The organism is Streptomyces sp. BK79, from assembly GCF_044142145.1.
Lineage (GTDB): Bacteria > Actinomycetota > Actinomycetes > Streptomycetales > Streptomycetaceae > Streptomyces.
Map to the genome: position 1 here is coordinate 87,569 of NZ_JBHVOC010000008.1, position 12,676 is coordinate 100,244.

11 protein-coding genes are annotated in these 12,676 nt (G+C 71.8%); 7 read left to right on the plus strand and 4 right to left on the minus strand.

The annotated features are described in order from the left end of the window. The first annotated feature begins 127 nt into the window (after positions 1–127). Positions 128–922 (plus strand): methyltransferase domain-containing protein, encoded by a 795-nt coding sequence (locus ACFIF2_RS12040; protein ID WP_395572578.1) that lies wholly within the window; start codon positions 128–130, stop codon positions 920–922. Positions 923–1,168: 246 nt separating this feature from the next. Here the strand turns inward: ACFIF2_RS12040 and ACFIF2_RS12045 are convergent, their stop codons facing one another. After that, positions 1,169–2,098, minus strand: a complete 930-nt coding sequence (locus ACFIF2_RS12045; protein ID WP_395572579.1) for a carbohydrate kinase family protein — start codon at positions 2,096–2,098, stop codon at positions 1,169–1,171. Beyond that, the gene (locus ACFIF2_RS12050; protein ID WP_395572580.1) at positions 2,095–3,003 is read right to left on the minus strand and encodes a pseudouridine-5'-phosphate glycosidase; all 909 of its coding nucleotides are present in this window, start codon (positions 3,001–3,003) and stop codon (positions 2,095–2,097) included. Before ACFIF2_RS12050 ends, ACFIF2_RS12045 begins: the two co-directional genes overlap by 4 nt. 207 nt (positions 3,004–3,210) lie before the next feature. On the opposite strand from ACFIF2_RS12050, the gene ACFIF2_RS12055 reads away from it, so the two are divergent. Then, positions 3,211–3,639, plus strand: coding sequence for a VOC family protein (locus ACFIF2_RS12055; RefSeq protein ID WP_395572581.1), 429 nt, complete (start codon positions 3,211–3,213; stop codon positions 3,637–3,639). Positions 3,640–3,668: 29 nt separating this feature from the next. On the opposite strand, the gene ACFIF2_RS12060 is transcribed toward ACFIF2_RS12055, so the two are convergent. After that, positions 3,669–4,223 (minus strand): methylated-DNA--[protein]-cysteine S-methyltransferase, encoded by a 555-nt coding sequence (locus ACFIF2_RS12060; RefSeq protein WP_395572582.1) that lies wholly within the window; start codon positions 4,221–4,223, stop codon positions 3,669–3,671. An 84-nt stretch (positions 4,224–4,307) separates the two neighbouring features. Further along, entirely contained in the window at positions 4,308–5,204 is an 897-nt protein-coding gene (locus tag ACFIF2_RS12065) for a glycerophosphodiester phosphodiesterase (protein WP_395572583.1), read from the minus strand. Between the two features lie 290 nt (positions 5,205–5,494). Between ACFIF2_RS12065 and ACFIF2_RS12070 the strand changes: the two genes are divergently transcribed. The 5 genes from ACFIF2_RS12070 to ACFIF2_RS12090 all read left to right on the plus strand — a co-directional run bounded on the left by ACFIF2_RS12070 (position 5,495) and on the right by ACFIF2_RS12090 (position 12,665). Continuing rightward, positions 5,495–6,373 (plus strand): MHYT domain-containing protein, encoded by an 879-nt coding sequence (locus ACFIF2_RS12070; protein ID WP_395572584.1) that lies wholly within the window; start codon positions 5,495–5,497, stop codon positions 6,371–6,373. Between the two features lie 40 nt (positions 6,374–6,413). After that, a complete protein-coding gene (gene uvrB, locus ACFIF2_RS12075) occupies positions 6,414–8,552 on the plus strand; it encodes an excinuclease ABC subunit UvrB (RefSeq protein WP_395572585.1) in 2,139 nt (712 codons plus the stop codon). Positions 8,553–8,693: 141 nt separating this feature from the next. Then, positions 8,694–9,272: a TerD family protein gene (locus tag ACFIF2_RS12080; RefSeq protein WP_395572586.1), complete on the plus strand. Its 579-nt coding sequence runs from the start codon at positions 8,694–8,696 to the stop codon at positions 9,270–9,272. Positions 9,273–9,369: 97 nt separating this feature from the next. Next, positions 9,370–11,412, plus strand: coding sequence for a TerD family protein (locus tag ACFIF2_RS12085; protein ID WP_395572587.1), 2,043 nt, complete (start codon positions 9,370–9,372; stop codon positions 11,410–11,412). Between the two features lie 254 nt (positions 11,413–11,666). Continuing rightward, positions 11,667–12,665 (plus strand): TerC/Alx family metal homeostasis membrane protein, encoded by a 999-nt coding sequence (locus ACFIF2_RS12090; RefSeq protein ID WP_395572588.1) that lies wholly within the window; start codon positions 11,667–11,669, stop codon positions 12,663–12,665. Positions 12,666–12,676 lie beyond the last annotated feature (11 nt).

The window sequence follows — 12,676 nt, forward strand, 5'->3', positions numbered from 1 at the left end:
GGGCAAGCCTGTGGGTAGCGAGCGTTCCGCTTGGTTCCCGCCGGTGGACGGTCCGTTCGGACCGCCCACCGGCGGCCCCGGAGCGTCGACCACTTCCGGCAAGCCGGACAACTGGGATGATCGCGGCATGACGCGAACCGACGGATACCTCCTCGACAACCAGCGGACCGAGGCGGCGGAGCGCTTCGAGGCCTTCGCCGCCCTCTTCGACCCCACGACGTTCCGGCATCTGCAGACACTCGGCGTCGGGCCCGGCTGGCGCTGCTGGGAGGTCGGAGCCGGAGGCACGTCCGTGGTGTCCTGGCTGGCCAAGAGGGTGGGGCCGACCGGAAAGGTCCTCGCGACCGACATCGACACCTCGCGGGTCGCCCCGGCCGGCCGGCCTCCGGTCGAGGTGCGGGTGCACGACGTGGGCGAGGAGGAGCCGCCGGGGGACGGCTTCGACCTCGTGCACGCCCGGCTGGTCCTCGTCCATGTCCCGGACCGGGAAAGGGCGCTGCGGTCGATGGTCAGGGCCCTGCGTCCGGGCGGCCGCCTCCTGGTCGAGGACGCCGACCCCGCGCTGCAGCCCCTGCTCTGCCCCGACGAGCACGGTCCCGAGCAGCAGCTGGCCAACCGGCTCCGGCACGGCTTCCGCCAGTTGCTGACCCGTCGCGGCGCCGACCTCACCTACGGCCGACGGCTCCCTCGGCTGCTCCGGGAGGCGGGGCTGCGCCGAGTGGAGGCCGATGCCTACTTCCCGGTCACCTCACCCGCGTGCGCCGCTCTCGAGTCCGCGACGGTACGTCAGGTCCGCGACCAGCTGGTCGCCGCCGGGGTGGCCACCCACGAGGACATCGACCGTCACCTCGCGAACGTCGCGTCCGGGGACATGGACCTCGCCACCGCTCCGATGATCTCGGCGTGGGGCCGCAAGGCGTAGGCGGCGGGGCCGGGGCCGGCACCCGCGCCCCACCACCCGGGGACCACGGCCCGGGGGCCCACTGCCCGAAGGCCCGCGCCCTCCCCGCACCTCCCGTCACACCCCCGACTCCCCGCCTCTCGCCCCTCTCCGCGCTGCGCCTCCTGGGCCGGCCCTCGTACCTCCCGCCCCTCGTACCTCCCGCCCCTCGTACCTCCCGGCCCTCGTACTTCCCAGCCCTCGCCCCTCGGCCCCCGGCCCAGGCCGTCAGTCAGCCGGCCGCGCCGGACTCCCCGGCGGTCTCGCGCCCACCTGTCCGACCGCCGTGGCCCCCGCCCGGCAGCCCGCGGCCGCCGCCTCCTCGGGCCGCGCGCCCCTGAGCGACGCGGCGAGAAACGCTCCGGTGAAGGCGTCACCGGCGCCGGTGCTGTCCCGCGGCGACGCCGAGGCGGCGGGGACACGCGCGCGGACGGTTCCGGAGCGGGCCACCAGGGCTCCCGAGGCCCCCTGCTTGACGATCACCAGCGGCACGTGCCGGCTCAGCTTCACCGCCGCGTCCGCCGCGTCGGGCAGCCCGGTGAGCAGGCACGCCTCGTCACGGCTGGGCAGCAGGACGTCCACCCCCTCGACCAGATCCAGGAAACGGTCGACGCCCAGTCCGGCGAGGAACCCCGCCGACGCCGGGTCCAGGCTGACCGGCACCCCACGCGCGCGGGCCGCGGCCAGGGCGACCCGCACCAGGGCGCGGCTCGGTTCCGAGAACAGGAGATAGCCCGACAGGTGGAGTCGGGCGACGCCGTCGAGCAGCGTGTCCGACCAGTCGGCGGGCCCGATCCGCAGCGACGCCCCGCTGTCGGTCAGGAACGTCCGTTCGGCCGAGTCGCCCGTGTCGACCAGGCAGATCACCGTCCCCGTCGGCGCCTGAGCGTCGACGGCCAGGAAGGGGCGCACGCCGTGGGCCACCAGTTCGCGCTCGTGCCAGGCCGCCGCGTCGGCGCCCACCCGCCCCAGCAGCCGTACGTCCCCGCACCCGCCGTACGCGGCCCAGCAGGCCACGTTGGCGCCCGCCCCGCCGGGCAGCCGGCGGATCGAGGCGGCCGTGTCCGTGCCGACGGCCAGCGGCCCCCGGTGCCGGGCGACGACGTCCGTGATGACGTCTCCGACGACCAGCAGCGCACCGTCCGGCCCCGCGGTCATGCCTCGGCCCAGGCCGCCGCGACGCGTGCCGCCAGCCGTACGTTCCCGCGCACCGCCGCCAGATTGGCTGTCAGCGAGGCGCCGTCGGTGTGCCGCACCAGGTGGTCGAGCAGGAACGGCGTCACGGCCTGGCCCGTGACGCCCTCCTCCTCGCACGCGTGCAGCGCGTCGGCCAGTACGCGCGCGTGCAGCGCGGGATCGAGCTGCTCCTCCTCGGGGACGGGGTTGGCCAGCACCAGCGCGGACGGCGGTCCGTCGAGCGTGTCCTGGGCCCGCATGACCGCCGCCACCTGCTCCGGGGTGGTCAGGGTCCAGTCCACCGGATGTCCCGAGTCGGTGAGGTAGAAGCCGGGGAAGCGGTCCGTCCCGTACCCGGCCACCGCGACGCCCAGTGTCTCCAGCCGTTGCAGGGTCGCCGGCACGTCCAGGAGGGACTTCACGCCCGCGCAGACCACCGTGATCCGGGTGCGGGCCAGCAGACCGAGATCGGCCGACTCGTCCTGCGTCACGGTCCACTCCCGGTGCACGCCGCCGAGCCCGCCGGTCGCGAACACCCGGACGCCTGCCAGCGCCGCCAGGCGAGCGGTCGCCGACACGGTGGTGGCGCCGCTCGCTCCGGTCGCCACGGCGAGCGGCAGATCCCGGTGTCCCAGCTTGCGGATGCCGTCCTCGTTCGCGACGCGCTCCAGCTGCTCCTTGTCCAGGCCGACGTGAGGGCGCCCGTCCAGCACGGCGATCGTCGCCGGTACGGCGCCCTCCCGCCGTACCGCCTCCTCCAGCTCCCGCGCCACGTGCAGATTGCGCGGGCGCGGCAGGCCGTGCGCGATGATCGTGGACTCCAGGGCCACCACCGGGCGACGCGCCTCGACCGCCGTCCGTACCTCTTCCGACATCACCAGCGTCACGCGTGTGCCTCCTGTCCGTCGGTTCTCCCTCATCTCTGGCGGGCGCGGGAGCGGGCCAAACCCTCCGCGGGCCCGGGACCGCGCCGGACGGGCAGGAGAGCCGTGCCGGGCACGGGGGCGACCCGGGCCGTACGTGCGGGAGACGCGCGCCCGGGATGTCCGGACCGCCTCTTGCGGCCCTTGCGGCGGACCCCGAGCCTGAGACACATGACGATCAACACGGCACGCCTCGACCACGTCGTCCTCTGGGTGCGCGACCCGCTCGCCGCTGCCGACTTCTACGAGAAGACCCTGGGGACGGAGCCCCTGAGGGTCACGGAGTACGCCGCGGGAACCGTGAGCTTCCCCTCCGTGCGCCTCAACGAGGAGACCATCCTCGACCTCGCGCCGTACACCCTGGCCGAACGCATGCGGATGGTCCCCGGCGCCGAAGGCAGTGCGGGCCACCCCGTGAACCACGTCTGCCTGTCGCTGTCGCCGCACGACTTCGACGCCCTGCGCAGCCGCCTCCAGGAGCGGGGCGTCCCGGTCTCGGAACTCTCGTACGACGCCTACGGGGCACGCGGTATGGCCCGGCGCAGCTTCTACTTCGCCGACCCGGACGGCAACATCTTCGAGGCGCGGCACTACGAGTAGCCCCTCGCCGCCCCGGGGCGGCCGGACCGTCAGAACAGCGGCTCGGGCAGCACGCCCTCCAGTGCGAGCAGCCGCCGCTTGGTGTCCACGCCGCCCCCGAAACCCCCGATGCCACCGTCGCTCTCGACGACCCGGTGGCACGGCACCACGACCGGCAGCGGATTGGCGCCCATGGCCATGCCCACCGCCTGGGCGCCGCCCGGCCGGCCCACCCGGTCGGCGAGGTCGCCGTAGCCGACAACAGAGCCGTAGGGGACGCCGGTGGCCAGCTCACGCAGCACCTCACGGTTGAATCCGGAGATCAGCGACCAGTCCAGGGGCAGGTCGAAGGCGCGGCGCCCGCCCGTGAAATACGCCCTCACCTGCCGTATCGCCTCGGTCAGCAAGGGGGAGCGGGGTGCCTCGACGGGCTCGCTGCCCAGCCGCTCCCGGAGCCTCGCGAGCGCGCGGTCCCGTGCGGTGTCGGTGGCGTGGAACACGACGTTGACCAGGCCGTCGCGGGTGGCGGCCAGCAGGAGCGGACCGATGTCGGTGCCGACGACGGTCCACACGACCCGCTGCTCGTACTGCCCATGGCTGTCCATGCGTCCACGGTACGGCGGGCCACTGACAACGCCCGGACGGGCGGCGGAGGCGGTCACCTCCGCCGCCGTCCCGGCGTCACGGGGTCACCGGCCGGACGAGTCCTCGTCCTCGTCCTCGTCGTCCACGGCGTCCCGCACCACGTCGGGCTTGTTGGTGATGATGCCGTCGACCTCGTACCCGGCGACCCGACGGGCGGTGTCCGCGTCGTCGACCGTCCAGGTGAGGACCTCCATCGGCCTGCCGTGCGGCCCTTCGAAGGCGTGGACGGAGGAGACGTAGCTCAGGGAGAGGGAGCCGTGCGAGGGATTGATCTGGTCGGTGAACTCGGCGTACTCGGGCAGGTCCGAAACGGGGGGCGTGCCGAGGAAACCGGTCTTGACGGCCGGCTTGAGCGCGTGCACGGTCCGGATGCTGTCCGCGCTGAAGCTCTGCACCACCAGCCGGCCCGCCACATGGCGCCGGTCGAGCCAGCCCTCGTTGGCGAGCACCTTGAGGGTCTCCTGCTCGATGCCCGGGTACAGCTGCGGGTTCTTCAGCTCCAGCAGCAGTTTCTGGTGGTTGTGCTCCACGCGGTCCACGTACTGCTCCAGCGTCGGCACGCGCGCGCCCGCGTACTCGGAGCCGAACCAACTCCCCGCGTCCAGCCTCGCGATCTCCGCGGCGGTGAAGTCCTTCACCTTCCAGGGCGACCGGTCGGGGAAGACCTCTTCCACATCGGTCGTGCGCCGCAGGCTGTCGTCGTGGAGGACGACGAGTTCGCCGTCCCTGGTGCGCTGGACGTCGTTCTCGACCCAGCGGATGCCCAGCTCGGCCGCCTTGTCGACGGCGGCCAGCGTGTTCTCCGGCGCGTACCCGGAAGCGCCCCTGTGGGCGACGACCGTGGGTCCGTCGTCGTCGGCGTCCTGGGCGTGGGAGAGCGGCGTCAGCAGGGCGACCCCCAGGAGCGCGGTGGTCGTGACGGCAACTGCGCGCGCGTGCATGCGTACTCCTCGCGTCGAGCGATCACGGACAGCACCACTGTGACACCGGAGAGTCAACAGAACAGGGGTGCAGAATGGCCACGAGCTGAATGGAGTTGCTCAACTCCGCTCACGGGGGCCGCACAAGTGGGGCAGGTCCGTGATTCTTTGCCGGAGAATCGTTCGACCATTCCGGTGGGCGTCATACTCTCTGCCTCGACCCTGACCGTTCGCGCGGTGCTGGGAGGGGGTGCACATCAGGAAATTCCGGGACGTAACCGGGGCGCAAGAAGGCGGAAGGGCAGCCGCAGATGCAAGGCACGGTCGACGGATTCAGCTACGGACTCGTCACACCAGTGGTGGCCTACCTCATGGCCAGCCTCGGTGGCGCGCTCGGGCTGCGCTGCGCCACCAGGACCCTGCGGGTCGCCCGCTCCTGGCGCCCGGGGTGGCTGGCCCTCGGCTCCGCGGCGATCGGCTCCGGCATCTGGACGATGCACTTCATCGCGATGATGGGGTTCACGGTCGAGCACACCCCCATCCGCTACGACTGGCTGATGACCTTCGCCAGCCTGGCCGTCGCCATCCTCATGGTGGGCATCGGGATCTTCATCGTCGGCTACCGGGGCGCCCGGGGAACGGCGCTGTTCACCGGCGGCACCATCACCGGCCTGGGCATCGCCTCCATGCACTACCTGGGCATGGCCGGCATGCGCCTGGACGGGCAGCTGACGTACAACACGTTCACGGTGTCCGTGTCCGTCGTCATCGCCATGGCCGCCGCCACCGCCGCCCTGTGGGCGGCCGGACAGGACCGGGGCTTCCTGTGGAGCGTGGGCGCCAGCCTGGTCATGGGACTCGCCGTCACCGGCATGCACTACACGGGCATGGCCGCCCTCGACGTCCACGTCCACGGCACGTCCGAACCCGCCTCGGGGGGCTCGCCCGCCGAACTGCTCGCCCCCATGCTCATCGGCCCCCTCGCCTTCCTGCTCCTCGCCGGAGTCGTGGTCATGTTCGACCCGCTGATGATCGCGGGGAAGCCCGCCGACGCCCTCGCCGAGCGGAAGCCGGGCGTCCCCGCCCACACCGCGGCCCCGCGCTCGGTCCGCCACCCGGCACATCCCCCCGCGCACCACACGCGCCGCCCGCTCGTGCGCAGGCGCTCCCGCACCCCGCAGAACCGCTGATCCGGACCCGTTGTCAGTGCGGGGTCGTACGGTGGAACCCATGCGGCCCGTTTCCCAGATCGAACGCACGGTGGCGCCCTTCGAGGTCGTCAGTCCCTACCAGCCGAACGGCGACCAGCCGGCGGCCATCGCCGAGCTCGCCCGGCGTGTCGAAGCCGGCGAGAAGGACGTCGTCCTGCTCGGCGCGACCGGCACCGGCAAGTCCGCCACCACCGCGTGGATGATCGAGAAGCTCCAGCGCCCCACCCTCGTGATGGCGCCGAACAAGACCCTGGCCGCCCAGCTGGCGAACGAGTTCCGCGAACTCCTGCCGAACAACGCCGTCGAGTACTTCGTCTCGTACTACGACTACTACCAGCCCGAGGCGTACGTCCCGCAGTCGGACACCTACATCGAGAAGGACTCCTCGATCAACGAGGAGGTGGAGCGGCTGCGCCACTCCGCGACCAACTCGCTGCTCACCCGCCGCGACGTCGTCGTGGTCGCCTCCGTCTCCTGCATCTACGGCCTCGGCACCCCGCAGGAGTACGTGGACCGCATGGTCCCCCTGAGGGTCGGCGAGGAGCACGACCGGGACGAGCTGCTGCGCCGCTTCGTGGACATCCAGTACACGCGCAACGACATGGCCTTCACCCGGGGCACCTTCCGCGTGCGCGGCGACACCATCGAGATCTTCCCGGTCTACGAGGAGCTCGCCGTCCGCATCGAGATGTTCGGCGACGAGATCGAGGCCCTGTCCACCCTCCACCCGGTCACCGGCGAGATCATCAGCGACGACCAGCAGCTGTACGTCTTCCCGGCCTCCCACTACGTCGCGGGCCCCGAGCGCCTGGAGCGGGCGGTCAACGACATCGAGAAGGAGCTGACCGAGCGGCTGGCCGAGCTGGAGAAGCAGGGCAAGCTCCTGGAGGCGCAGCGGCTGCGCATGCGCACCACGTACGACATCGAGATGCTCCGCCAGATCGGCTCCTGCTCCGGCGTGGAGAACTACTCGATGCACTTCGACGGCCGCTCGCCCGGCTCGCCGCCGAACACGCTGCTGGACTACTTCCCGGACGACTTCCTGCTCGTCATCGACGAGTCGCACGTCACCGTCCCCCAGATCGGCGCCATGTACGAGGGCGACGCCTCCCGCAAGCGCACCCTGGTCGACCACGGCTTCCGGCTGCCGTCCGCCCTCGACAACCGCCCGCTGAAGTGGGAGGAGTTCCAGGAGCGCATCGGGCAGACCGTGTACCTGTCGGCGACCCCGGGCACCTACGAGCTCTCCCGGTCGGACGGTGCCGTCGAGCAGATCATCCGCCCCACCGGACTCGTCGACCCCGAGGTCGTGGTAAAGCCCACCGAGGGCCAGATCGACGACCTGGTGCACGAGATCCGCAAGCGGACCGAGAAGGACGAGCGCGTCCTGGTCACCACGCTCACCAAGAAGATGGCCGAGGACCTCACGGACTACTTCGTGGAGCTCGGCATCCAGGTCCGCTACCTGCACAGCGACGTCGACACCCTGCGCCGCGTCGAGCTGCTGCGCGAGCTGCGCGCCGGTGAGTACGACGTCCTGGTCGGCATCAACCTGCTCCGGGAGGGCCTCGACCTCCCCGAGGTCTCCCTCGTGGCGATCCTCGACGCCGACAAGGAGGGCTTCCTGCGCTCCGGCACCTCCCTGATCCAGACCATCGGCCGCGCGGCGCGCAACGTCTCCGGCCAGGTCCACATGTACGCCGACCGGATCACGCCGGCGATGGAGAAGGCCATCGACGAGACCAACCGCCGCCGTGAGAAGCAGGTCGCCTTCAACAAGGCGAACGGCATCGACCCCCAGCCGCTCCGCAAGAAGATCAACGACATCGTGGCGCAGATCGCCCGCGAGGACATCGACACGGAGCAGTTGCTCGGCTCGGGCTACCGCCAGTCGAAGGACGGCAAGGGCGCGAAGGCTCCCGTGCCCGCCCTCGGCGGTCAGTCCGCGGCAGGCGCCAAGGCCCCCAGGCGCAAGGGCAAGGAGTCGGTGCCGACCGACCGGCCCGCGGCGGAGCTGGCCGGGCAGATCGAGGACCTCACCACCCGCATGCGGGCGGCCGCCGCGGACCTCCAGTTCGAGATCGCCGCCCGGCTGCGCGACGAGGTCTCCGAGATGAAGAAGGAGCTGCGCCAGATGAAGGAGGCCGGCCTGGCCTGACGGCCCACCCGGGCACGCGCTGTGTTGCAAGACCGACACAAAGTGCGGACCGGGGTACGGCACTGTCAGTGCCCCTGCGTAGGGTTCGGGACAACCGCGGGCGCCGCGGCAACAGGGGACAGCTCGAGAGGGGAACTGCGCGTGACCGTCAACATGACCAAGGGTCAGGCCATCAGTCTGCAGAAGGACGACGGCGGCAGCCTGACGTCGGTGCGCATGGGTCTCGGCTGGCAGGCAGCTCCCCGGCGGGGCCTGTTCGGGTCGCGTACGCGCGAGATCGACCTCGACGCCTCCGCCGTCCTGTTCGCGGACAAGCAGCCCGTCGACGTGGTCTTCTTCCGTCACCTGGTGAGCGACGACGGCTCGGTGCGGCACACCGGGGACAACCTCGTCGGCGGTGTCGGCCAGGGCGGCGACGACGAGGCGATCCTCGTGGACCTGCAGCGCGTCCCGGTCCACATCGACCAGATCGTCTTCACGGTGAACTCCTTCACGGGCCAGACCTTCCAGGAAGTGCAGAACGCGTTCTGCCGCCTGGTCGACGAGACCAACGGCCAGGAGCTCGCCCGCTACACGCTGGCCGGCGGCGGTGCCTACACGGCCCAGATCATGGCGAAGGTGCACCGGGTGGGCCAGGGCTGGTCGATGACGGCCCTGGGGTCCCCGGCCAACGGCCGCACCTTCCAGGACCTGATGCCGGCGATCCTGCCGGTCCTGTAGCAGGCCGGCGCAGACCGTCCCCCTGGGGGAGCAGGGCGGGCGAGCGCCGCACGCACGACACGGCACAGTGACGCACGACTGACACAGGGGGAAGGCGATGACGGCCGAGCTGACGCGGGGACAGAACCACCCGCTTCCCCGGGCCCGTCTGGAGGTCCGGGTCTCGGCCGGTACGCCGGTCGTGGCCGGAGCCACACTCGGCGACGAGGACGGGACGATTCACGGCGACGAGTGGGTGGCCCACCCGGGCACCCCCACCCTGCCCGGTGTCGAGGTCTCCCGGCAGGCGGCCGCCGACCACCGCCTCGCGGTCGACCTGGACGCCGTGCCGGACGCCGTGCACCGCGTCAGTGTGCTGCTGGCCCTGCCCGTCGGCGGGACCGGCCCGGCGCGCTTCGGGGCCGTCGCCGCTCCGTTCGTCGCCGTCACGGATCTCGACGGCGACGAGGTCGCCAGCTACACGATCACCGGTCTGGAGGCCGAGTCCGCCGTCGTCGCGCTGGAGCTGTACCGGCGGCAGGGCGCCTGGAAGGTGCGCGCCGTCGGCCAGGGCTACGCCGGGGGTCTGCCCGAGCTCCTCGCCGACCAGAAGCTGCCCGGGGCCCACCAGCTCGCCGGCCGCATCCAGGAGGCGGTGGCCGCCGGGCTGGCCCGTTCGGTGCCGGCGCCCCCGGCACGCACGGCCGAGGGCGACCGTTCCCGGCAGGCGGCCACCTCCGCGCACGGCCCGGACCTCGGCCCCGCCGCGTCCCACGGTGCCACCGGGCCCGTACCGCCGGTGTCCCCGTACGACACCCAGGGCGCGACCGGTGCCCAGACGTCCGGGATACCGGGAGAGCACGGGGGGCAGCCGCCGTATGCCGGCGCGCCGGGGGACTCGGCCACCGCCGGGCAGCCTTCCGCGCACACCGGCGGCGGCCCGGTCGACTACAGCCACCCCCGCCGGCAGACCGCGGCTCCGCCTCCGCCCCCGCCGGCCGCGCCCCCGGCCGCGCCCGGGCAGCCCGCCCGCCCCGTCGCGGGCGACGCCACCGGCTGGTCCATGGACGAGCGGCTCTACAACCAGGTGTGGGGCATGTTCGAGGACCTGGCCCGCACCACGGCCGCGTACCGCAGCGCCGTCGACTTCGCCGACTCGCGCATGGACAAGGAGCTCGACCAGGTCCTGTCCGACCCACGCAGCCGGATCGGCGGTCAGGGAGACGCGGCCCGGGAAGCGGCCCGCGCCCGGCACGGCGAGCTGGTGTCCCGTGCCAGGGAAGCCCTCGACCGTGACCTCGCGCAGCTCGCCGAAGAGGCCGAGGTCGTCGAGCCCGCCCTGCCCGCGGCCTACGCCCGCTGGGACAGCCCCGTCTGGCACGCCTACCGCGTACCCATGGAGATCCCCATGGCGCTGCGGCTGGGCGACCTCCATCTGCCCGAGGCGGACGGCATACGCATCCCGATGCTGGTCAGGCTGCCGCTGGAGCGCGGCCTGTGGATCGACAGCGGGCGTTCCCCCTCGCTCGACGGTTCGTTCGCCGACGCCCATGACATGCGGAGGCTGGGCCTGGAGACCGCGGTCGCGCACGCCGCCCGGCTGCTCGCCGTCTACCCGGCGGGCGAGTTCACCGTGCACGTCATCGATCCGGCCGGATCGGGGACGCGGGCGCTGGCGCCCCTGGTGCAGACGGGAGTGCTCGCCGCGCCGCCCGCTCTGGGAGCCGGCGGAGCGGCGGACGTGCTGGCCCGCCTCACCCAGCGCGTCGACCTGGTGCAGATGGCGTTGCGCGCGGGCGCTCCCGACGCGCTGCCGCCCGGTGTCGACACCTCCCAGCAGCTCCTGATCGTCAACGACTTCCCGCACGGTTTCGACGACCGGGCGGTGACCCAGCTGCGCTACCTCGCGGACGAGGGGCCGGCCGTCGGTGTCCACCTGATGATGGTCGCCGACCGCGAGGACTCCGCCGGGTACGGGCCGCTGCTCGACCCGCTGTGGCGCTCCCTGCTGCGGCTGACTCCGGAGGCCGACGACCACCTCGCCGACCCGTGGGTGGGGCATGCCTGGACGTACGAGCCGTCGCTGGTGCCGGCCGGCAGCCAGGTGCTCCAGCAGGTGCTGACCCAGGTCGCCGAGGCCCGCCGTTCGTGGCGACGGTGAGCGTCTCCGAGCTGGCCTTTTGAGCTTAATTTGCGAATCTCTTTACCATCCCTTGGGGAATGGGTTACAGTCGTTCGTACGGAGGGGAGTACTCCCTGTCTGTGCGGCGTACCCGTCAATACGGATCAGGCCAGATCCCGGGGCGTCGGCCCGTGGGCTCCGAACGCGTCACGCGTCCCGGACCCGGGTGGAAGAGACCTCCGGCAGCGACGACGCTGACATCTGCCGTGTGACGTACTGCCGGAGGCGTACTAGTGGAAGTTTCCCTGACCCTGTGGGTCCTGACCGTGGCGGGCCTTGCCCTGCTGATCGGGGCCGACTTCTTCATCGGCCGCAAGCCGCACGACGTATCGATCAAGGAAGCCGGGATCTGGACGGCGGTCTGGATCGCCCTCGCGGGCCTCTTCGGAGTCGGCCTGCTCGTCTTCGGCGGCGGCCAGCCCGCCGGCGAGTTCTTCGCGGGCTTCATCACCGAGAAGTCCCTGAGCGTGGACAACCTCTTCGTCTTCATCCTGATCATGGCGAAGTTCGCGGTCCCCTCGCAGTACCAGCAGCGCGTGCTCCTCATCGGTGTCCTGATAGCCCTGGTGCTCAGGGCCATCTTCATCGCGGCGGGAGCCGCGATCATCGCCAACTTCGCCTGGGTCTTCTACATCTTCGGCGCCTTCCTCATCTACACCGCCTGGAAGCTCATCCAGGAGGCCAGGGCCGACGAGGGCGACGAGGAGTTCGAGGAGAACAAGCTCCTCAAGGCCGCCGAGCGCCGCTTCGGTGTCGCCGACCGGTACCACGGCACCAAGCTGTGGATCGAGGAGAACGGCAAGCGCATCATGACCCCGATGCTGGTCGTGATGCTCGCGATCGGCACCACCGACGTGCTCTTCGCCCTCGACTCCATCCCGGCGATCTTCGGCCTGACCCAGGACCCGTACATCGTGTTCACGGCCAACGCGTTCGCCCTGATGGGTCTGCGCCAGCTGTACTTCCTCCTCGGCGGTCTGCTGAAGAAGCTGGTGCACCTCTCCTACGGCCTGTCGGTCATCCTGGGCTTCATCGGCGTCAAGCTGGTGCTGCACGCCCTGCACGAGTCCGGGGTCCACGTCCCCGAGATCAGCATTCCGGTCTCGCTCGGCGTGATCTGCTCGGTCCTGATCGTCACCACGATCACCAGCCTCCGGGCCTCCAAGAAGCAGGCCGCGGCCGAGGCGGCCGACGGCAGCGACGACGCCCGGAAGGACAGCGTCGAGGCCTGACCCCGCGCACC

Excerpts from the sequence above, each read along its gene's own strand:
- ACFIF2_RS12040 (WP_395572578.1), top strand. The coding sequence starts at position 128 with ATGACGCGAACCGACGGATACCTCCTCGACAACCAGCGGACCGAGGCG.
- ACFIF2_RS12045 (WP_395572579.1), bottom strand. The coding sequence starts at position 2,098 with ATGACCGCGGGGCCGGACGGTGCGCTGCTGGTCGTCGGAGACGTCATC.
- ACFIF2_RS12055 (WP_395572581.1), top strand. The coding sequence starts at position 3,211 with ATGACGATCAACACGGCACGCCTCGACCACGTCGTCCTCTGGGTGCGC.
- ACFIF2_RS12060 (WP_395572582.1), bottom strand. The coding sequence starts at position 4,223 with ATGGACAGCCATGGGCAGTACGAGCAGCGGGTCGTGTGGACCGTCGTC.
- ACFIF2_RS12065 (WP_395572583.1), bottom strand. The coding sequence starts at position 5,204 with ATGCACGCGCGCGCAGTTGCCGTCACGACCACCGCGCTCCTGGGGGTC.
- ACFIF2_RS12070 (WP_395572584.1), top strand. The coding sequence starts at position 5,495 with ATGCAAGGCACGGTCGACGGATTCAGCTACGGACTCGTCACACCAGTG.
- uvrB (WP_395572585.1), top strand. The coding sequence starts at position 6,414 with ATGCGGCCCGTTTCCCAGATCGAACGCACGGTGGCGCCCTTCGAGGTC.
- ACFIF2_RS12085 (WP_395572587.1), top strand. The coding sequence starts at position 9,370 with ATGACGGCCGAGCTGACGCGGGGACAGAACCACCCGCTTCCCCGGGCC.